At 62.9% G+C, this 17962-nt stretch carries 24 protein-coding genes and 4 pseudogenes; 16 read left to right on the top strand and 12 right to left on the bottom strand.

The genetic code is table 11. From position 1 onward, the window contains the following. Positions 1 to 80 precede the first annotated feature (80 nt). From S2M10_RS05620 to S2M10_RS05600, 5 genes are all read left to right on the top strand, one after another. Positions 81 to 566, top strand: a complete 486-nt coding sequence (locus S2M10_RS05620; protein ID WP_017503469.1) for a helix-turn-helix domain-containing protein — start codon at positions 81 to 83, stop codon at positions 564 to 566. Beyond that, positions 563 to 1012: a type II toxin-antitoxin system PemK/MazF family toxin gene (locus S2M10_RS05615; RefSeq protein ID WP_119184528.1), complete on the top strand. Its 450-nt coding sequence runs from the start codon at positions 563 to 565 to the stop codon at positions 1010 to 1012. The genes S2M10_RS05620 and S2M10_RS05615 overlap by 4 nt, the downstream gene beginning before the upstream one ends. A 569-nt stretch (positions 1013 to 1581) precedes the next feature. Beyond that, positions 1582 to 1755: a hypothetical protein gene (locus S2M10_RS05610; RefSeq protein WP_236704401.1), complete on the top strand. Its 174-nt coding sequence runs from the start codon at positions 1582 to 1584 to the stop codon at positions 1753 to 1755. A 38-nt stretch (positions 1756 to 1793) separates the two neighbouring features. After that, positions 1794 to 2096 carry a helix-turn-helix transcriptional regulator gene (locus S2M10_RS05605; RefSeq protein WP_211090891.1) on the top strand — a complete coding sequence of 101 codons (303 nt, stop codon included), beginning with the start codon at positions 1794 to 1796 and terminating at the stop codon, positions 2094 to 2096. Further along, positions 2086 to 2958: a reverse transcriptase family protein gene (locus S2M10_RS05600; RefSeq protein ID WP_019368208.1), complete on the top strand. Its 873-nt coding sequence runs from the start codon at positions 2086 to 2088 to the stop codon at positions 2956 to 2958. Before S2M10_RS05605 ends, S2M10_RS05600 begins: the two co-directional genes overlap by 11 nt. 21 nt (positions 2959 to 2979) lie before the next feature. On the opposite strand, the gene S2M10_RS05595 is transcribed toward S2M10_RS05600, so the two are convergent. From S2M10_RS05595 to S2M10_RS05580, 4 genes are all read right to left on the bottom strand, one after another. After that, complete coding sequence (locus S2M10_RS05595) at positions 2980 to 3237, bottom strand: hypothetical protein (protein ID WP_019368209.1); 258 nt, start codon at positions 3235 to 3237, stop codon at positions 2980 to 2982. A 74-nt stretch (positions 3238 to 3311) separates the two neighbouring features. Further along, the gene (locus S2M10_RS05590) at positions 3312 to 3593 is read right to left on the bottom strand and encodes a hypothetical protein (protein WP_017503475.1); all 282 of its coding nucleotides are present in this window, start codon (positions 3591 to 3593) and stop codon (positions 3312 to 3314) included. A 56-nt stretch (positions 3594 to 3649) separates the two neighbouring features. Continuing rightward, positions 3650 to 4207: a thermonuclease family protein gene (locus S2M10_RS05585; protein WP_019368210.1), complete on the bottom strand. Its 558-nt coding sequence runs from the start codon at positions 4205 to 4207 to the stop codon at positions 3650 to 3652. 38 nt (positions 4208 to 4245) lie between these two features. After that, positions 4246 to 5130, bottom strand: coding sequence for a toprim domain-containing protein (locus S2M10_RS05580; protein ID WP_026008893.1), 885 nt, complete (start codon positions 5128 to 5130; stop codon positions 4246 to 4248). Between the two features lie 49 nt (positions 5131 to 5179). Here S2M10_RS05580 and S2M10_RS05575 point away from each other — a divergent pair, with 49 nt between their 5' ends. The 3 genes and pseudogenes from S2M10_RS05575 to S2M10_RS23085 all read left to right on the top strand — a co-directional run. After that, positions 5180 to 5512, top strand: coding sequence for a hypothetical protein (locus S2M10_RS05575; RefSeq protein WP_211090890.1), 333 nt, complete (start codon positions 5180 to 5182; stop codon positions 5510 to 5512). A gap of 97 nt (positions 5513 to 5609) precedes the next feature. Beyond that, positions 5610 to 5945, top strand: a complete 336-nt coding sequence (locus S2M10_RS05570; protein WP_247650661.1) for a hypothetical protein — start codon at positions 5610 to 5612, stop codon at positions 5943 to 5945. Beyond that, positions 5945 to 6901: pseudogene (locus S2M10_RS23085) on the top strand (AAA family ATPase); the annotation flags it as partial. The gene S2M10_RS05570 and the pseudogene S2M10_RS23085, both read left to right, overlap by 1 nt. A 48-nt stretch (positions 6902 to 6949) precedes the next feature. Here S2M10_RS23085 and S2M10_RS23080 read toward each other — a convergent pair. The 8 genes and pseudogenes from S2M10_RS23080 to S2M10_RS05525 all read right to left on the bottom strand — a co-directional run. Further along, positions 6950 to 7150 (bottom strand): annotated as a pseudogene (locus tag S2M10_RS23080) (TrbG/VirB9 family P-type conjugative transfer protein); the annotation flags it as partial. A gap of 53 nt (positions 7151 to 7203) precedes the next feature. After that, on the bottom strand, positions 7204 to 7509 hold the full coding sequence (locus S2M10_RS05555; RefSeq protein WP_348770534.1) for a type IV secretion system protein: 306 nt from the start codon (positions 7507 to 7509) through the stop codon (positions 7204 to 7206). Beyond that, positions 7469 to 8119 (bottom strand): annotated as a pseudogene (locus S2M10_RS05550) (transporter); the annotation flags it as partial. The gene S2M10_RS05555 and the pseudogene S2M10_RS05550, both read right to left, overlap by 41 nt. 71 nt (positions 8120 to 8190) lie before the next feature. After that, a pseudogene (locus S2M10_RS05545) lies at positions 8191 to 9573 on the bottom strand (IS481 family transposase); the annotation flags it as partial. Next, on the bottom strand, positions 9573 to 10217 hold the full coding sequence (locus S2M10_RS05540) for a recombinase family protein (RefSeq protein WP_037519505.1): 645 nt from the start codon (positions 10215 to 10217) through the stop codon (positions 9573 to 9575). The gene S2M10_RS05540 and the pseudogene S2M10_RS05545, both read right to left, overlap by 1 nt. A gap of 343 nt (positions 10218 to 10560) precedes the next feature. Next, the gene (locus S2M10_RS05535) at positions 10561 to 11106 is read right to left on the bottom strand and encodes a DsrE family protein (RefSeq protein ID WP_122129152.1); all 546 of its coding nucleotides are present in this window, start codon (positions 11104 to 11106) and stop codon (positions 10561 to 10563) included. A gap of 28 nt (positions 11107 to 11134) precedes the next feature. Then, a complete protein-coding gene (locus S2M10_RS05530; protein ID WP_086013073.1) occupies positions 11135 to 11545 on the bottom strand; it encodes a metalloregulator ArsR/SmtB family transcription factor in 411 nt (136 codons plus the stop codon). Beyond that, on the bottom strand, positions 11542 to 12165 hold the full coding sequence (locus S2M10_RS05525; RefSeq protein WP_037519507.1) for a peroxiredoxin: 624 nt from the start codon (positions 12163 to 12165) through the stop codon (positions 11542 to 11544). The genes S2M10_RS05530 and S2M10_RS05525 overlap by 4 nt, the downstream gene beginning before the upstream one ends. 85 nt (positions 12166 to 12250) lie before the next feature. Here S2M10_RS05525 and S2M10_RS05520 point away from each other — a divergent pair, with 85 nt between their 5' ends. The 8 genes from S2M10_RS05520 to S2M10_RS05485 are packed head-to-tail and all read left to right on the top strand — an operon-like array spanning position 12251 to position 17926. After that, positions 12251 to 13168 (top strand): MBL fold metallo-hydrolase, encoded by a 918-nt coding sequence (locus S2M10_RS05520; protein WP_037519521.1) that lies wholly within the window; start codon positions 12251 to 12253, stop codon positions 13166 to 13168. After that, a complete protein-coding gene (locus S2M10_RS05515; RefSeq protein WP_008830448.1) occupies positions 13168 to 13605 on the top strand; it encodes a putative transporter component in 438 nt (145 codons plus the stop codon). The genes S2M10_RS05520 and S2M10_RS05515 overlap by 1 nt, the downstream gene beginning before the upstream one ends. After that, a complete protein-coding gene (locus S2M10_RS05510; RefSeq protein ID WP_008830449.1) occupies positions 13605 to 14030 on the top strand; it encodes a DUF6691 family protein in 426 nt (141 codons plus the stop codon). The genes S2M10_RS05515 and S2M10_RS05510 overlap by 1 nt, the downstream gene beginning before the upstream one ends. Positions 14031 to 14048: 18 nt before the next feature. Continuing rightward, positions 14049 to 14483 (top strand): TIGR01244 family sulfur transferase, encoded by a 435-nt coding sequence (locus S2M10_RS05505; RefSeq protein ID WP_046406874.1) that lies wholly within the window; start codon positions 14049 to 14051, stop codon positions 14481 to 14483. Then, positions 14480 to 15712: an FAD/NAD(P)-binding oxidoreductase gene (locus tag S2M10_RS05500; RefSeq protein WP_008830451.1), complete on the top strand. Its 1233-nt coding sequence runs from the start codon at positions 14480 to 14482 to the stop codon at positions 15710 to 15712. Before S2M10_RS05505 ends, S2M10_RS05500 begins: the two co-directional genes overlap by 4 nt. Continuing rightward, positions 15709 to 16491 carry a sulfite exporter TauE/SafE family protein gene (locus S2M10_RS05495; RefSeq protein ID WP_008830452.1) on the top strand — a complete coding sequence of 261 codons (783 nt, stop codon included), beginning with the start codon at positions 15709 to 15711 and terminating at the stop codon, positions 16489 to 16491. Before S2M10_RS05500 ends, S2M10_RS05495 begins: the two co-directional genes overlap by 4 nt. Beyond that, positions 16491 to 17300, top strand: coding sequence for a TlpA disulfide reductase family protein (locus S2M10_RS05490; protein WP_008830453.1), 810 nt, complete (start codon positions 16491 to 16493; stop codon positions 17298 to 17300). The genes S2M10_RS05495 and S2M10_RS05490 overlap by 1 nt, the downstream gene beginning before the upstream one ends. After that, positions 17297 to 17926, top strand: coding sequence for a DsbA family protein (locus tag S2M10_RS05485; RefSeq protein ID WP_008830454.1), 630 nt, complete (start codon positions 17297 to 17299; stop codon positions 17924 to 17926). Before S2M10_RS05490 ends, S2M10_RS05485 begins: the two co-directional genes overlap by 4 nt. Positions 17927 to 17962: the final 36 nt, after the last annotated feature.

The raw sequence follows: 17962 nt of genomic DNA, 5'->3' as shown, positions 1-17962 counted from the left end.
GGGGCGCCCCTAGTGCCGCCCCCTCAAACTTGAATCCCCTTCGCGCGAGGGGCATATTTGCAGCCAGAAAGGATAATCACATGGCTGCGAAAAAGCAAAAGGACAGCAGCGCCGATCTGCGAACGAATGAGAAGAAGTGGACCAAGCCGCTGATGGATGCGGGCTGGACTGCATTGCCGAGCGTCATCATCGAAAATCAGCGCCAGCTCATGCTGTCGCCGCTCGATCTCAACATCATCGTGTATCTGGCGAGCAAATGGTGGACGGCGGAGGGCAAGCCCTTTCCGTCCAAGACCACGATGGCGAAGGCGATGGACGTTCATCCGCGCACGATCCAGAAGCACATCGCTGCGCTGGAGGGGGCAGGGTATATCCGTCGCGAGGAGCGGCGGACCGAAACCGGCAGCCGCACCAACATCTACCATCTCGATGGGCTGATTAAGGCAGTAGCGCCGTTCGCGGTCGAGAAGCTGGCTGAGATCAAGGACAAGGCCGAGTTGGCGAAGCGCCGTCAGAACCGGGCCGGGGCGCCTAAGCTGCGTCTGGTACAGGATGACGACGAGTGAACGCGCATATCCAAGATCCACCCCCGAAAGTGGAACCGAGGGTTACGGCCGCGCCAAGCATCCGTCAGCTCTACTGGTGTGACTTTCCGCAAGACGCCCAGCTCCCGGAGTTCTGGAAGCGGCGCCCCGTCATCATCGTGTCGTTCAAGAACACGCTGCATGGCGCGGTCACGGTGGTGCCCTGCTCGACGGCAGCGCAGCCAGGAAACAAGTGGGCCTTTCCGCTGCAGACCACGATTGACGGTCGGGCGGCGTTCGCGATCTGCGACAAGCTGACGACCGTGGCGGTGAGCCGGCTAATCCCTGACAAAGGCGGCATCATGCGAATGCCGGTCGGGGAGTTCGACGACATGCTGCGCCTTGTGTTGGCCTGGCTGCCGGTGCCCTCGACGCCCCCGTCGCCGCCTCAGGGGGTGCCGCCTACGCCCACCGGTTCCGGCGCGTAAGGCCGGTTGATGTCCTTTCAGATTTTAGTTGAATCGTAAGGGATGGGTTTCTACATGGGGAGCACGCGCGGCCTCCCCCTGGGGAGTGTCCGTTTCCCGCGAGGGAACTAAATGGTCGGGGCCGCCTCAAAAGGGCGGCCCTTGGCTTATCTGCGGCGCTGGCACGCAGCCCGCAAGCTTCAGACATAATGACCTGCTCGCCGGTAGATTGGCATCGAGTCGTCCAGTCGCATGGCAGGGAAGGGCGGAACGTCGTCGGCCGCCGCTTAGGCAGAGCAATAAATTCGCTGTGAGCGGATTTTATTCGTTGACTAGCGAAGTGCGCTAGGGCATCACACTCTCGTTCAGTTTGAAAGGGGATGTGTCGCCATCAACCGAGGGGGAAACCCCTCCTGGAGAAGAAACCTTCTCTGCTTTGTGGCTCCGTGCGTGCGAGCGAGCGGCGCCGCGGGCGGCCACCGGACGGCCCGGTGTCCGCCTTGGTGTTCAGGGTTAACGTGCTTCTACCCCACCCTCCAAAGCCTCGGCGGCGCCCCTGCATGGTGTGGGGGTTGGCAGAGGAGGACGCCATGCGAAAGCTTGGTCTGAACGAGAAGCGTGCGCGAACGAAGACGGTGCGACGGCAGCATTGGGCAAAGCGCCTGATCCGTCCGTCCACTTTGAAGACGGTGGTGGCCTTGGGGCGAGTGGTGGTGCAACTGCTCCACATCGCCCTCTCCATCATCAAGGTTTTCCGCCAGTAATTCGCACCCTGAATAGCCTCCTGAAAGGAGATGCAATGTTGGGTGAAGCTCTTCGCTTGATCCGAGTCTATCACGACCTCAAGCAGAAGCAGGCGGCTGAGCGGTTGGAGGTTTCGACGTCGTATCTGTCGGAAATCGAACGCGGCCTGAAGACGCCCACGCTGGACATCATCCAGCGCTATGCCACTGTCTTCGACATGCCTGTCTCGTCGATCATGTTCTTTTCGGAGAACCTCGATCAGAAGAGCACGCTCGACCAGGCACGGACCTTTGTCGCTGGCAAGGTGGTGAGCCTGCTTCAATTCCTCGAGGCTCGGTCCGGTCGGACCCATGCCGAATAAGACGGTCATCCCGCTCAATCAGTCGCAGCTCTATAAGCTCACGAGTCCGCGCCGCCTCGCTGACGTGCTCGGCCTTGCAGAAGCTGAGCTGCGGGCAATGGCGACCGGGCCGGATCGGTATCGGCAGTTTGAGATTGAGAAGAAGAGTGGCGGAAAACGTCCGGTTGAAGATCCGGTCGCGCCGCTCAAGCGTGTACAGGGCCGTATCGCCAAGATGCTGGCGCGGATCGAGCCGCCATCTTTTCTGTTCTGCCCGGTGAAGGGACGATGCTACGTCAGCAATGCCGCGCGCCATCGCGGCAACCGCGTCGTTCACTGCCTCGACATCAAGAAGTTCTTCCCCAACACGCCCCGTGTGCGGGTGATCGCGTTCTTCCAAAGCATCATGGGATGCCGCGCCGACGTTGCCGGCATTCTTGGTGATCTTTGCACGTTCGAGGGTCATTTGCCGACGGGCAGTCCCCTCAGCCCGATCCTGGCATATTATAGCTATCACGATATGTGGGCCGAGATCGCGGCGTTCTGCACGGCCAAGGGCTACACGCTGACGGTCTATGTCGATGACGTGACAATTTCCGGCGCGAAAGTGCCCGTAGCAGATGTTTGGCATGTGCGGCGCATGATCCACCGGACAGGGCTGCGCTATCACAAGCTCAAGCACTATGTGGATCGGCCAGCGGAGATCACGGGTGTCGTCGTTCGCGACGGGAAGGTCGTCGTGCCCAATCGCCAGCGCCTGAAGCACCGTAAGACGAGGTTGGCCCTCCAGCAGCCCGGCAGCGGCGATCAACGCCTGAAGGGCCGTCTGAGCGGCTTGGCGGGTCAAATGCGCCAGATAGATAGCATGAACGAACCAGGTTGATTGATGCCGGTTGCTGTGACCTTAGCAGGGTTTGCGGCTGACGATCGATCCCGCCTCAACACGCGCATACCCATATTCACGCTGATATTCGCGCGCGGCGGTCTCTACGTCGGTGCGCGAGGGGCCACCGGGAACGAAGCAGTTGATGTGGCGCTTGCCGCCATCTTGAGCATCGACGACCGGCTTTGACCACGGGTTGTCGTCCACCATCGGCCCCTCGACCGAAAAGACGCGCCTGTCGTGATCGGCAACAATAAGAACGAAAGGCTCTATCGGCATCACACCCTCGCAAAAGTCATCGCGACGCCATGTAGGTCTCGCGATAGGGGTGTGCCACGTGGCACACCTCGTGTTCATAGCCATTGCCCGTCGAGAGCGGCAGCATATTCGGCAGCAAGGGTAGCGGTCCCGGCGATCGTCGCGACGAGTGCAAACAGCACGAGCCGCGCAGGGATGCCAAGGCGCGGTCCGTCTTCCTTGGTGAAGACCACGGCGCTGCCGACCGCAGCAACCAAGATCAGCGCCGGACCCAGCTCGTATAGGACAAGGCCAGGAAGCCGATTGGGCAGGAGATAGGGGAAATTACGGATCAGGCGGCCGATCAGGACCGCGCCGGTAACAAGTGTGAGGGCCATCCCCCAGCGGCCGATCAATGCCGCTCTTGGCGATCCGCGTTCAAGCATTGTGCAGCCTATTTCTTGATCGTCCCTGTGCTACATCCCTGCGGCACCTGCGCCCTGCGAACAGCAAGCTGACGCATTCCCTCATAGTCCACGCCCCATAATCCTGCCCGCTGCGCTGCCGCCTTCTGCATCAGCTCGACATAGGCTCCACCGGAGAAAATGCGGTAGTCGACGGCATAGCCTTGGGCGACCATCGTTGCCCCCACGCTCGCCTTATTGGCGGGAAAACGACACGCCAGATTCAACCGCCCGTAGCTTTTCGGATCGGTGCGGCACTGCTTCTCCCGCCGCAGCGCATAGTCAAACATAGACACCGAGCAGTCCATTCCGCCGTCCCGGAGCGCCAGCCCGCGCAACGCCTCGCTGGAGATGGCCTTTAGCTGTGGCAGATCATCATCGGGCGCATCGATGCCGACGACGCGAACCCGTCCATTGGGAAAATCAATCGTATCCCCATCGATGATCCCGGGACTTGGCGAAGACAATCTTGTTTTCGAGACTTCGACGAGCGACTGCTTGTTCTGCGAGATTGCATAGGTTGCCACGATCAGGAACGTCGCCCCCATCGTCCATCGTTGGAACCGCGTCGCTCCAGGAAACAATTTCATAGCGAACGGATCTCGCGCAGCAGATCGTTCCAGTCGCCAGCATGGGGCGGTGGCTTGACGACGAGCTGGCGGCCGTTGGCCGCCAGATGCGGAGTGGCGCGCTCGATCGCGCGCGCTGCCTCGGCCCCATGCTGGCTATAGATGACGACGGTGTGCACGCTCTCCGGGATCGCAACAGCCTGATACCGTTCGATCCCGAGAACGGGCCATACAAAGCGGCCTGGCTCCAGCAGGTTCATCACGCTGGCGGCGTCCTCGACGCCTTCGGCGAGCCGCAAGATGCCGTCGAGCGGTACGCCACCCCAACGCACCGCGCCGACGCCGGGATTACCAAGCATTCGCTTGGGTTCGTCCATATCGGCTTTCCAGCGGCCATCAGGGCGCAGGAATGTGCGATGGATCGCGACGACGCCGGCGTCCTCCTCGATAGGGACAATAAGGGCAGGCGCAAAAGCCTTGGCGGCACCAGCACCGCATTGGCAGCGAGGGTCGAAACGAGCGTTGATCCCATCAGGAACGATCGACCGCCCCTCGCGCAGGTAGCGATCGGCCAGTGTGCCAGCGAAGGGTTCGGCGTGACGCCAGACCGCGAGCGCGAGCTTGTTGAGGTCCGTCTTGCTGTCCTGACGCTGCCCTGGGTCGTGATTGGCGGGCGCGAGGATCTTGCCTGTCCGTAACGCCGACATGATCGCGTCGGCCGTGCAACCGGCAAAACAATGGAAGAGAACGGCACGCTCGCCAACACGTATCGACAGGCTGGCCTTCCCATCTGCGTGCGCCGGGCACCGGCACATGGCGAAATCACCTTGCCACTTTCCGCCGAGTTGACGGACGATGCGGTCCGCCTGCTCCTCGATCGAAGCTGACTCACGTCGCGCCATCTATGGACACCTCCGTTACAGGACGCATAGTTGGTAGAGCGCGGGGGCAATGCGCGCCAGCGAAAACCAGTCAAATCGCTTTAGCAGGGTGGCAATGGAATTAGAACTCATACTGGAACGCGAGCTGACGACGCAACGCCCTCCAGGCGGGACGATGACTGACGTTCACGTCTGTCAGCACGAGTCTGGCAAGTGGCATATCAATGTCCGCGTGAGCTGGCGCGGCACCGCACTCTATCACGTCGGCCTCTATGATAAGAAACGTATCCGATTGTATAAAAAGGCTTCTTCGGCCATCCGACATATAGTGTTGGGGTATGGCTATGAAGGCGTGATTCACGTCCACCCGTTCGCGGGATTACAGGACGCAACTACATTCTGAGCCAAATCGGACCAATCTGCGAACCGTTCTCAAAGAGGGATGAAGCGAGCAACCGGGGCATTTTCGGACTAGCCCCCGCTCCAATAGCGATTTAGCCTTGTTCACCAGTGGAGTGAAAACATGGCTTATCGCTTGTTTACATCGCTCGCGGCTGCCGCCTCATGACGGCTTCGTTCGCCTCCGGTCCACCGATGGGATCGCACCTGTGCCGGCCCGGCCATTCGCCGATCCAGATCCGTTCGCCGAACTCACCTTCGCCACGCCGCTCAAGGCACGCTTCGCCATATCCGAGGAACTGCGCCTGCCGCTTGGCGGCCTTTGCGAAGAGGACCGCGCCTTCATCGACGCGTTGCTCGCGCGCACGCTGTCCCGGCCCGAAGTGATGGATGAAATCCGCAGGCGATTCCCGCCCGGCCACAGACGGAGCGGCTGATGCAGACCGAGGTGATGCGCTATTACGGGCTGGCCCGGCCCCCGGTCGATCTCGGCTTCTTCGAGACCGAGCATCATGCCCAGCTTACCCATGATCTGAAGACCGCGATCACAGGTGGTCGCCTGATCGCGCTTACGGCCACCATCGGCTCGGGCAAGACCGTGCTGACGCGGCGACTGCGCGAAGAACTAGAGCGCGAGGGCCGTGTGATCGTCTCGCGCGCGCTCAGCCTGGAAAAGGCCAAGATATCGGTGCCGCTGCTGGTTGCAGCGCTGTTCTATGATCTTTCGTCTGAGAAGACCGTCTCGATCCCAAGCCAATCGGAACGGCGCGAACGCGATTTGCAGGAGCTGTTTCGCAAGGCCAAGCGACCGGTCGCGCTGTTCGTCGACGACGCCCACGACCTCCACCCAAAGACGCTGACCGCGCTCAAGCGCCTCGTTGAGCTTGTCACCGAGGGCGGCGGTCAACTGGCCGTGATCCTCGTCGGCCATCCGAAGCTGCGCAACGACCTGAAACGCCCGCTGATGGAGGAAATCGGCGACCGGACGACCGTGTTCGAGTTTGGCGGCCTGCGCGATCGGCAGCGCGACTATATCGACTGGGCGCTGCGCACCGCACTGTCGCCGGGGATAGAACCCGATGCCGTGCTGACCGAAGACGCCGCGATCCTGCTCGCCGCCAAGCTTAAGACACCGCTCCAGATCGGCCGCCATCTCGTGCGCGCGTTCGAAGCCGGGTTCGAGGCCAGCGTGAAACCGATCGATGCCGCTACCGTAGAGGGTGTGCTGTCACGCCAGATTGACGACCTCGAACCCCAGCTTACCCGCCACGGCTACGATACGAAGAGCCTGGCGGACCAGTTCGACGCCAAGCCGGCGGAGATACGGCAACTGCTCCGGGGCGGGCTTGATCCGGCTCGTGCGCGCGAGCTGACCGACGATATGCGCGCGGCAGTCCGTCACAACGATGAGGTTGGTAGCACCAGCGCGCTCGCGAGGCTTCACGAACAGCGAATTGTCAGCCGGGGCGACCTCCCACGACACGGTGTCACCCATCGCCACGAACTTGATGACCTCGCCGGGTGCGAACTCAATCTGTGTCGCTGTGCGGAACGCGCTCCGGATCTGGATCACGTTTCCATCGGTGTAATTGACCTCGCGGATACGAGCATCAGGACCGCGCTGCGTAGGCGTCTGCGCCATCGCCGGCGCTGCCGACATGGCGCCGATCGCCGCGGCCAGAAGCAGGATGGTCTTCATCGTGTCGGAACCTCCACGTCGGCCCGGTATGTCTTGACCTGAAACCCGAGCGGATTGGCGTATCGACCGGATTCTGTTTCCGGCTTCGACAGCACGTCAAAAGTGATGGTTGCGATGGCAGGCGTCTCAATCACCTGCTGGTCGCGCTGGAGGCGCTTGATGAAGCGGACTTGCGCGACGTTGGGCGAGATGAACGCAACCGAGCGGATCGCCACGAAAACCGCGTCACTGGCGGTAAACTGGTTTTGCGGGGAGTCCGGATTCCCGTGCCGCGACCATGCCGGTATCGGCCAGCGCTGCACGGGCGATCGACATGTTGTCGCGCAGGCTCTTGAGGCTGTCGGAATAGACCGCGAGCGTGAAGTGGTGATCGCCCAGGACAAAGCGGTTGGACATGAGATCGTCCGCCGCGTCGACAAGATCGAGCATCTGGCTGACGGCCCGATCATCGGCGTTCTCCATCTGCTTTTGCCGCAGCCGAAAACGCTCTGATGCCGCTGCACGGCCGAGGAATGTGAAGGATTGCGTCAGCACGAACGCGAAATCGACCGCCAGCAGAGATTGAAATTGCGTGGGGGTGGTGGACGCCGGGTATTCCCTGATGCCGAAGATGCCGCCAAAAGCGCTGCGATCGGCATCGCGCACCTCCACCGTCTCGCCGCCGAAGACGACGCGTTGACGATAGAGCGCGCTGCCGAGGTGCCCCCGGATGATCGGAACCCGGCGATGCCGTCCCGTCATCACCATTTCCGCGACTTCCATCGTCTCAGAAAACTTGAGGCCATTATGTCCGTAGATCGAGAGCCGGCGCGGCGAGCAGCGATCCATCAGCTTCTCGAAATCGCGCGCCTTGTCCTCCAGCGCCTCCAGTAGGTCGGCGTCGATCGCATCGGTTTCGGCTTCGGCCCTCGCCTTGTTCTTGAAGAGCTGCACCAGCTTGTCGGCACCGTGGGCTTGCGACCGATCACCACGATGTCGTCCTCGCCCGTCAAGACCGAGCGAGGGATTCCGATCTTCGTCGCCAGCGCATCGACGCGATCCGCGCGGACCTCGCGCCGGCTCTTGCGATGCTTGCGATAGCGATGCAGCGGCACCGGCCCTCCGACCGGATCGAACGGGCCGTATCGGTCATCGCCATGCTCGACCCATAGCTCCTGGTCGAACAGCCCCCACCAGACGACAACCGTTTCGCCGGCCACTTCGGACGTGACCTCATAGGTAACGCCGGCGACGGTCAGCCGGCAGTCGAGGCCGACCTTGCGGCGCTCTGGCTCGCGCGCGAATGCGCAATAGCGCTCCCAACTGCACATGGCGCAAATGCCGCCATCGGGCAGGTGGCCGAGCCAGTCGTCGATCCGAGAATGCGGCTCGCGACGATGGTCGCCGCTGTTGTAGGTGGCGATGTAGCGCGCCAGCCAGCGATTGGCCTCCTCCTCGCTGGCGGGTTCGTGAAAGTGGTACAGCGTCTCGTGCGCTTCCTTGACAGTGCGGAACGGGCGCTCGACTTTCCCCTTGGCGCGCGCGGTCGTGCGGCGTCCGTCCGACCCTGCTGGCATGTGCGGAGTGACGGTAATCCCGAGACATTCCATGACCCCCTTGAACACGCTCGATTTGCCGACCGGGCCGCCATCGAGCTGGATGTTCTCCGGAATACCTCCAAACGGATTGTCCTCCTTTGGTGCCATCGCACGGAACAGGAAGCGCAGCGCCGCCTCGGCATCCTCCCCATAGACGAGCGCATATTCCTGGTAGACGACGCCCGACCGGTCATCGACCACCGAGAACAGCATCAACGTAGGCGCGCCATTACGATCGGGATCGATCCAGGTCGGGGCCTTCAACTGCTTGAGATCCGACGGGCTCATGTCGAAATGCCAGAGCATGTTGGCGCGTTCGGCCTGATAGCGCACCGCAGCCGGCTCGCGCGTCATCCGCTCGGTGTCGTATCCCCGTTGCCGCATGTGCCGGTTGAGTGTCGAGGCAGCCAACCGACCTGCCGGCAGCTTCACCAGACCGCGATCGGGGGTCTCGACACCGTGTTCGGTGACGATTTCGAGGATACGCTTCGTCGAGAGACGACGGCCTTGACGGTTGGTCGTGCGGCTCTTCATCGCCGCAACGACCTCACACCACCATTCGATCTCGCCGGCAGGCATGGTGCGCGACAGGCCACGATCGGCACGGTGTGCGTCCTTCGGCCTTCGCTCGCCGCGCAACAGCCGGTAGAGCGTAGCGCGGCTGATGTCGTAGAGTTCGGCGGTCGATGTCATCAGCGGCTGCCGCTCGGGATGCCTTGCCGGCAATGCCGCCAAACGACGTCGGAGCGTCACGATCGCCTCGATGGGGACCGTGACGCCCGCGCTCATTATGCAGCCTGGCTTTGCGGTTGCCGAGTGGGACCCGCATCGAGCAACGCCTGCCCCGGCGCCTTGGGGGTGCCGTCGCCGTTGACATAGACATACAGGGTCGTGGTCGTGATCCCGAGCCGCTTAGCGACATCAGCCGCGACGACACCTCGATCGGACATCGCCGCCATCGCCATCGTCAGCGTCGCCCGGTTCATCTTGCGCGGCCGACCGCCCATGCGACCGCGCGCGCGCGCCGCAGCAAGGCCGGCATGGGTACGCTCGGCGATCAACTCGCGCTCGAACTCGGCGAACGCCGCGAAGATGCCGAAAGCGAGACGGCCATTGGCAGACGTCGTGTCGATCTGCGCGCCGGCACCTGCCAGCACCTTCAACCCGATCCCGCGCGACCGGAGATCCTCCGCCGTCGTCACCAGATGGCGCAGATCGCGGCCGAGGCGGTCCAGCTTCCAGATGACGAGCGTGTTGCCCGGCTGAAGCGCCTTCAGGCAGGCGGTCAGGCCAGGCCGCGCATCGTGGCGACCCGATGCCATATCCTCATAGATGCGCGACGGATCAATGCCGGCCGCGAACAGCGCGTCGCGCTGCGGCTCCAGCGTTTGCGTGCCGTCCGACTTGGACACTCGGATATAGCCAATGAGCAATGCGTACCCCGCCAGAAAAGACTACCGGCATGGTGCAAGATGGCGCTGGTTTTCACAACGGGTTTTCTTGCTCTTTTCGGATTGCCGGGACCGGCATTGTCAGACCGCGAGAAAACCGCTCGTTTTCCTTGCGGAGCCAACTTCGGCACGGTCGGCAGAATTCGCCAACTATCGGCTTAGCCGATGCATTCAGAGCTTCTGGAAGCGGACGCTTTCTGATGCGGGATTGTGGCACCGTAAACTTGCCGAAAGCTATGGTAGTCTGCTGGTGTCACAACCGACCGGTTATGACACCAGCAGCGTTACGGACTAGAACGGCGAAACAGTAAACGTGTCGGCGTGATCAGTCGGGGATCAGTGCCCAACCACGCAGTTGCAAAGTCGCCATAGTCGTCAGCGCAGACACGTCAGTTTCGACACTCTTTCCTACCGTAGCGGGGTCGATCCCGTTTCCGATAAGAGCTTGGCTGCATACCCGAACGGATACACCCGCCTTTTTCAACGCCTCAATTAAGGCAAGGTTGGGGTTCGCAGCTACTCCCGTCTTTGTCGCATAGGCGCGATCTTCGGTAACGATGGGCGTCGCCGGACCGTGGACGATCACGACGACATCGCCTTGTTCTGGACGAACGCCATCGTTGCCCAGCAGGTTCAAAAAGCGGGCGACCTTCTCCAGCGATGGATTGATTTTATCCGGCGTTGCCGCGGCCTTGGTCACATTGAACAGCACGCGATAGCGCAACTTGCGATCGGGCCGTTCCGCAGCACCTTCGACGGGTGTGATCGCGCCATATCCCGGTATCACCGCCTGCCTAGGCACGCCGGCTGAAGCACTGACGCTGCTCATGAGTGACAAGCATCCTGCAAGAGCAATGATTGGCATACGCATCCGCTTTTTCCTTCTTCAGCCGAAATGATCAGCCAACTCTCGCAAAAACGGCCGCACCGATGTTTTGCGGTCGAACCACGGACGGCGTCTCGCGCGGTCGCACTGGGCGGGGGGCCGGGGCCGTTTGGGGAGCCGACAGATCGTCGGCTCCGAACATCGCCTCCAGGGTTCGCACACACAGTGCGGCTGCATCGTCGGCAAGACGGTAGTGAACCTGCTTCGCCTCACGCCTGGTCTTCACCAGATCGGCGCGCCGCAGCTCGGCAAGCTGCTGACTGAGCGCTGGTTGGGTCACGCCCGTGGCCGCCTCGATGTCCGCCACCTGCCGTTCGCCACCCAGCAGATAGGACAGGATCATAAGGCGCTGCGGCTGCGCGAACACGCGCAGCTTCTCGACTGCAACGTCGGCAAGCGCGCGGGACTGGTAGATCGCCATCACCGGTCAGCCTTCGTCTGGTGAAACCAGTCGGCGCCTGCGTTCCCCGGCAAAGCGGGAGGCAGGAGCACGTCGTCGCCCGGCTGCCAGTCAGCGGGCGTATAGGCCTCGCCATCGGCCGAACGCTGCAACGCCCTGACCGTGCGAAGCATCTCGTCGACCGAGCGCCCGACATTCATCGGATACCAGCTGAGTGCGCGGATAATGCCTTTGGGATCGATGAAGTAGGTTGCACGTACCGTTGAGGCATCGCCAGCCTGCTCGTCGAGCATGCCGTAGGCATACCCAACCGCCATCGACGGATCCTCGATCACCGGAAACGGCACCTCGACATCAAAAACGTCGTGGATCGCGCGAAGCCAGGCGACATGAGAGTAGAGGCTGTCGACCGACAGCCCCAACAATACGCAATCCAGCTCCTCGAATTGAGGGGCCGCTTTAGCCAAGGCCACAAACTCGCTCGTGCAAACCGGCGTGAAGTCAGCAGGGTGCGAGAAAAACACAATCCAGCGCCCACGATACTGATCGAGCGCAATCTCGCCCTGAGTGGTGCGGGCGGTGAAGTTCGGGGCTGCATCCCCGATGCGCAGCGAGCGCGGCATGTTCGCTTCCATCATTTCCATTCCTCCCAAATGGCACGAACACCCCGTTGACGCAATACGCTTACACAGCTACATAAACCATGAGTTTGTTTAAATGGAGATGGTCATGGACCCGGTTTTGAGCGAAGCCAACGCCCAGATCAGACGCGCAAAAGCGGCCGGATCGCCGGTCGTTCAGTCCTTCTTTGATGAGCCTACCAACACAGCGACCTACGTCGTTTGGGACGTGGCGACGAAAAAGGCTGCGATCGTCGACAGCGTCCTCGATTTTGACGCCGCGGCTGGCCGGACCAAAACCGCGTCGGCGGACGCAGTGATCGCTTACGTGCGGGATCAGGGACTGACGGTCGATTGGCTGCTGGAAACCCATGCTCATGCCGATCACCTGTCTGCGGCACCTTATCTTCAGCAGGCGCTTGGCGGGCAGCTCGCGATCGGTCGTGAGATCATCCGGGTTCAGAACGTGTTCGGCAAAATCTTCAACGCCGGCACCGATTTTGAGCGCAACGGTTCCGAGTTCGACCGGCTGTTCGAGGACGGCGACCGCTTTGCCATCGGCAACATCGACGCCATTGCGCTGCACGTGCCCGGCCATACGCCGGCGGACATGGCCTATGCGATTGGGGACGCGGTCTTCACCGGCGATACGCTCTTCATGCCCGATTACGGCACCGCGCGGGCAGACTTCCCTGGTGGCGACGCACGCCAGCTATTCCGCTCGATCCGCCGGCTCATGCAGCTGCCGGACGAGACGCGCCTGTTCCTCTGCCACGACTACAAGGCGGTGGGTCGCGACCAATATGTCTGGGAGACGACTGTAGGCGCACAGCGTGTCGGCAACGTGCATGTCCACGAAGGGGTCAGCGAAGACGACTTCGTCGCGATGCGGACCAGTCGCGACGCCACCTTGTCGATGCCGAAGCTCATCCTGCCCTCGATCCAGGTGAACATGCGCGGTGGTCATCTGCCGGAGCCGGAAGCCAACGGCACCCGCTACCTCAAAATTCCGCTGGATGCGCTGTGATGCCAGGCTTTCCCCATGCCATGCCGCTCGAAGGCTTCATCGGCGGGCTGATGATCGGTGTCGCCGCGGCGATCATGCTGCTGGGCAACGGGCGCATCGCCGGTGTCAGCGGCATGTTCGCAAGAGTTTTGGGTCTTACCGATGGAGGTCCACCATGGGCCCTCGCGCTGCTCTTTACCGCGGGTCTGCCCTTGGGCGCGGGTATTGCTGCGGCCAGTTTGGGCGTGAAAGCCAGCTTTCCGGCATCGCTTTCGCTGATTGCCGTCGCCGGTCTGGTCGTCGGTATCGGAACGCGGCTTGGGTCCGGGTGCACCAGTGGTCACGGCGTATGCGGCCTGTCCCGCCTGTCGCCCCGGTCCATCGCCGCGACCGTCACGTTCATGGCGACCGGCGTCGTCACGGTCACGATCATGCGTCTGTCCGGGGTGATACTGTGATGCGCCAGAACCTCATTTCACTCGCTAGCGGGACGCTGTTCGGCGCCGGCCTTGCCATCTCCGGAATGATCGATCCGGCGCGGGTGCGCGCGTTCCTCGATGTCACCGGCGCGTGGGACCCGACCTTGGCGTTCGTCATGGCAGGCGCGATCCTGCCGATGGCGATAGCCTGGTTCGTCGTGCGGCGTCGCTCGACCCCGATCGCGGCCGAACAATTCCACACGCCCGCCACCTCGCCGATCGACCGGCGCCTCATCGGCGGTGCGGCCTTGTTCGGCATAGGCTGGGGCATCGTCGGATTGTGCCCAGGTCCCGCCATTGCCGCACTGGCGATCCAGCCTCTGCCGGCACTGGTCTTCATCGCTGCAATGGCCCTCGGCGTTGCCGTCCACCGCTTTGCATTCACTTCCCGCCGTTCGGCCTGATCAGACAGGAGACATCACATGGCTTTCAAGCAGATCACCTCGTCCTTCTCTGCCGCCCCCCAGCTGACGCAAGACGACCTCGCCGCTGCCGCGAAGGCAGGATATCGCTCGATCATCTCAAGCCGCCCGGACGGCGAGGAGGCGGGCCAGCCAAGCGCGGAAGAAATGGCCCGAATGGCAGGCGACCACGGTCTCGCGTTTGCCCATGTCCCTATCGTACCGGGCAAGGCGACTGACGCCGATGCGGATCGCATGAAGGAGGCGCTAGCCACGCTGCCACAGCCGACGCTCGGCTTCTGCCGTAGCGGGACGCGCGCGGCGACCTTGTGGGCGTTGGCCGAGGCCGATCGCGCCGACCCGGCGACGATCGTCGACCAAGCAAAGGCAGCCGGGTACGACCTTGCCGATCTCACGCCTGCGCTGAAGCGCCGTTCCGAAAGGGCTGATCAATGACCTACGACATCGTCATCATCGGGGGCGGTGCCGCCGGCATCGCGACCGCTTCCAGCATTCTGAAGCGCAACGCCAAAGTGACGATCGCGGTCGTCGATCCGGCGACCGACCATTATTACCAGCCCGGCTGGACGATGGTGGGGGCCGGCGTCTTCACTCCCGAACAGACGCGCAAGGCCGAATCCGACATAATGCCAAAGGGCGTTAAGTGGGTACGGTTGCCCGCCGTTGCCATCGACCCCGACCGTAACACGGTCGAGCTCGAAGACGGTGACACATTGACCTATCGCGTTCTGGTCGTCGCGCCCGGGCTGCGCCTGGCGTGGGAGAAGATCGAAGGGCTGCCTGAGGCTCTCGGCCGCAACGGCGTCACCTCCAACTATCGCTACGATCTGGCACCCTACACCTACCAGCTCGTCAAGGAATTGCGGCAGGGGCGGGCGCTGTTCTCGCAGCCACCCATGCCGATCAAGTGCGCCGGCGCACCGCAGAAAGCGATGTATCTCTCCTGCGACATCTGGCGGGATAGCGGCGTTCTCCCAGCTATCGACGTCGAGTTCCATAATGCCGGCGCAGCCCTGTTCGGGGTCCCGACCTACGTCCCGGCGCTGATGGAATATGTCGAGAAGTACGGTATCGATCTCAGGCTTGAGTCCAACCTGGTCGCGGTCGACGCCGATCGCCGCGTCGCCACGTTCGAGCGCAAGCAGGACGGCGTCTCCGAGCGGATCGAACGTGAGTTCGATATGCTCCATGTCGTGCCACCTCAGGTGTCACATGCGGTCGTCGCAAATAGCCCGCTTGCGGCTGCGAGCGGCTTCGTCGAGGTCGACGAGACTACGCTGCGGCACAAGCGATTTGAAAACATCTTTGGCCTTGGCGATGCCGCTGGCACCAGCAACGCCAAGACCGCCGCTGCTGCTCGCGTCCAGGCGCCCGTGGTCGCAGTCAACGCGCTGGCCGCGCTCGACGGCAGACCCCCCGTTGCCGATTATAATGGTTACGGCTCATGCCCGCTCACGGTCGAACGCGGTAAGATCGTCCTCGCCGAGTTCGGCTATGGCGGAAAGCTGCTGCCCAGCTTCCCATCCTGGCTGCTGGACGGAACGCGTCCGACGCGCACCGCGTGGTTCCTGAAAGAGCGGATGCTGCCCCCGATCTACTGGCAGGGCATGCTGAAAGGCCGTGAGTGGATGGCCGCTCCACACGAGATCGGCAAGGCGGCATGATCCTCGAACCAATCCAGTATCTGCTTGGCGCCTTGTCCGGCAGCCTGGTCGGATTCACCCTCGGGCTCGTCGGTGGCGGTGGCTCGATCCTCGCCGTGCCGCTCATGGTGTATCTGGTGCGCGTTCCCGACGCGCACCTCGCCATCGGTACGAGCGCGTTTGCCGTGGCGGCCAATGCCGCGACCGGTCTGATCGGTCATGCCAAGGCTCATACCGTAAAATGGCGGTGCGGCGGCATGTATGCGACTGCCGGCGTCATCGGTGCGCTACTCGGATCCACCGCGGGCAAGGCCGTCGATGGCGGCAAGCTCCTCTTTCTATTCGCGCTCGTCATGATCGTCGTCGGCGTTGTGATGCTGCGCGGGCGGGGTGACGCTGGTAATCCCGGTGCAGAATGCAACCGGGAGAAGGCGCCCAAGGTGCTGGGTTATGGCCTCGGCACCGGACTGTTTTCAGGCTTCTTTGGCATCGGTGGTGGCTTCCTGATCGTTCCCGGACTGATTGGATCGACGGGCATGCCGATCCTCAACGCCGTCGGCACGTCGCTGATCGCCGTCACCGCGTTCGGGCTAACGACCGCTGCCAACTACGCGTTCTCCGGGCTTGTGGATTGGCCGCTCGCCTTCGCCTTCATCGGCGGTGGAGTTATCGGCGGGTTGATCGGCACGCGGATCGCTAAGCGTCTGGGCACGGGCAGTACGCTCACCACGGTTTTCGCAATGCTGATCTTCGTGGTCGCAGCCTATATGCTCTGGAAGAGCGCAGGCGCGTTTCTGTGATGGGCAGCGCAATTGCCATCGGGCCGCTGATGATGGCGGTCGATCGCGGATTGGCGGTTCTGTGCGTCGCCGTGTTCCTCGGTTTGACGGCGCTGGCGGGACGGTTCCGCTTCCCGCGAGTGTCGATGGTCGCGACCAGTGCTATTGTCGTCGGGCTGGTGACGGCCCGGATCGGCTATGTCGCGACGCATTGGGCGAGCTACGCCGATGCTCCACTTTCCATCCTAGCTATATGGCAGGGAGGCTTCTCGGCCGTCGCCGGCCTCGCCGGCGCTGCGGTAACGCTGGCGTTCCGGCTCGGCCGAACGCGCGCTCTGGCGATAGGCTGGGCAGCGCTTGCCGTAGCTGGCGGCCTCTGGTTCACGCTTCAGGCGCTGATCCCGCCCGTGACCTACGGCCCCTTTCCCTATCATCTCGCCCTAACGACGCCATCCGGCGCTCCGCTCCCGCTTGATCGTTTCCGGGGTCGTCCCTTCGTGGTCAATCTGTGGGCGACATGGTGCGGCCCATGCCGGCGCGAGCTGCCGATGCTCGATGCTGCTGCGTCGCGCCGTGGAGAGGTTCCGATTCTGCTCGCCGATCAGGGTGAGGCGCCGGCGACCGTTACCCAGTTCCTTACCCGCGAAGGCATCGGTGCCGGCAACGTCGCGCTTGATCCCGACCGTAGGCTTTCCCGAGCCTTCGAAGTCGCCGGCTATCCCGCAACCGCCTTCGTCGCCGCGAATGGCACGATCGTGCAGCTTCAGCTCGGAGAGTTGTCGCGCGCCGCGCTCGCCGATGGAATTGATAAGGCAAGGAAACACCGATGAACCGCCGCAACCTTCTCTTTCGCGGCGCTCTAGCCGCGCTTGCTTTCGCCGTGCCGATGACACCTGCGGTCGGGCAGCAGCAGCCTGATTTGTCGCGCAAGGCAGTCGTCGACGATCCCGTAGCCCCCAAGCGGGCCGGCACCGCCTATGACGTCACCGTTGTCGAGTTCTTCGACTACAACTGCCCCTATTGCCGTCGCATGGAGCCGGTGCTGAACGCGCTGCTTCGCTCCGACCCGAAGGTCCGGATCGTGTATCGGGATTGGCCAATATTCGGACCCGCCTCCCGTGAGGCGTCCCGGGCGGCCGTCGCGAGCCAGTGGCAGGGCAGGCATGCCGCCTTCCATGGAGCGCTGCTTGCCTCGCCGGCGCGGCTCGACAGCGCCGGTATCAGGGCAGCTGCTGTGAAAGCCAAGGTGGATTGGCCGCGTCTGCAACGTGACCTGAAGACGCGTGGCGCGGAAATCGATGCGCTGCTCGCACGCACCAATGCGATTGCCGAAGCGATCGGGTTCAATGGGACGCCGGCGCTGATCGTCGGCTCGCAGGTCGTGGCCGGCGCGGTCGATCTGCCGGCGCTCCGCCGCCTCGTCGCCACGGCGCGCAGCAAGCCCGGAGGGCGTTGAGCGTGCCGGGGCCACTCAGTCGGAGGCAGGCGGTCG

It is taken from the genome of Sphingomonas sp. S2M10, assembly GCF_012650175.1.
Taxonomy (GTDB): Bacteria; Pseudomonadota; Alphaproteobacteria; order Sphingomonadales; family Sphingomonadaceae; genus Sphingomonas.
The sequence above is the reverse complement of the archived record's forward strand: the minus strand, read 5'-3'. Positions and strand labels throughout refer to the sequence as shown.

Coding starts and splice junctions, on each gene's coding strand:
- S2M10_RS05620 (WP_017503469.1), top strand. CDS start 81: ATGGCTGCGAAAAAGCAAAAGGACAGCAGCGCCGATCTGCGAACGAAT.
- S2M10_RS05610 (WP_236704401.1), top strand. CDS start 1,582: ATGCGAAAGCTTGGTCTGAACGAGAAGCGTGCGCGAACGAAGACGGTG.
- S2M10_RS05600 (WP_019368208.1), top strand. CDS start 2,086: ATGCCGAATAAGACGGTCATCCCGCTCAATCAGTCGCAGCTCTATAAG.
- S2M10_RS05595 (WP_019368209.1), bottom strand. CDS start 3,237: ATGCCGATAGAGCCTTTCGTTCTTATTGTTGCCGATCACGACAGGCGC.
- S2M10_RS05590 (WP_017503475.1), bottom strand. CDS start 3,593: ATGGCCCTCACACTTGTTACCGGCGCGGTCCTGATCGGCCGCCTGATC.
- S2M10_RS05585 (WP_019368210.1), bottom strand. CDS start 4,207: ATGGGGGCGACGTTCCTGATCGTGGCAACCTATGCAATCTCGCAGAAC.
- S2M10_RS05580 (WP_026008893.1), bottom strand. CDS start 5,130: ATGGCGCGACGTGAGTCAGCTTCGATCGAGGAGCAGGCGGACCGCATC.
- S2M10_RS05575 (WP_211090890.1), top strand. CDS start 5,180: ATGCGCGCCAGCGAAAACCAGTCAAATCGCTTTAGCAGGGTGGCAATG.
- S2M10_RS05535 (WP_122129152.1), bottom strand. CDS start 11,106: ATGCGTATGCCAATCATTGCTCTTGCAGGATGCTTGTCACTCATGAGC.
- S2M10_RS05525 (WP_037519507.1), bottom strand. CDS start 12,165: ATGGAAATGATGGAAGCGAACATGCCGCGCTCGCTGCGCATCGGGGAT.
- S2M10_RS05520 (WP_037519521.1), top strand. CDS start 12,251: ATGGACCCGGTTTTGAGCGAAGCCAACGCCCAGATCAGACGCGCAAAA.
- S2M10_RS05515 (WP_008830448.1), top strand. CDS start 13,168: ATGCCAGGCTTTCCCCATGCCATGCCGCTCGAAGGCTTCATCGGCGGG.
- S2M10_RS05510 (WP_008830449.1), top strand. CDS start 13,605: ATGCGCCAGAACCTCATTTCACTCGCTAGCGGGACGCTGTTCGGCGCC.
- S2M10_RS05505 (WP_046406874.1), top strand. CDS start 14,049: ATGGCTTTCAAGCAGATCACCTCGTCCTTCTCTGCCGCCCCCCAGCTG.
- S2M10_RS05500 (WP_008830451.1), top strand. CDS start 14,480: ATGACCTACGACATCGTCATCATCGGGGGCGGTGCCGCCGGCATCGCG.
- S2M10_RS05495 (WP_008830452.1), top strand. CDS start 15,709: ATGATCCTCGAACCAATCCAGTATCTGCTTGGCGCCTTGTCCGGCAGC.
- S2M10_RS05490 (WP_008830453.1), top strand. CDS start 16,491: ATGGGCAGCGCAATTGCCATCGGGCCGCTGATGATGGCGGTCGATCGC.
- S2M10_RS05485 (WP_008830454.1), top strand. CDS start 17,297: ATGAACCGCCGCAACCTTCTCTTTCGCGGCGCTCTAGCCGCGCTTGCT.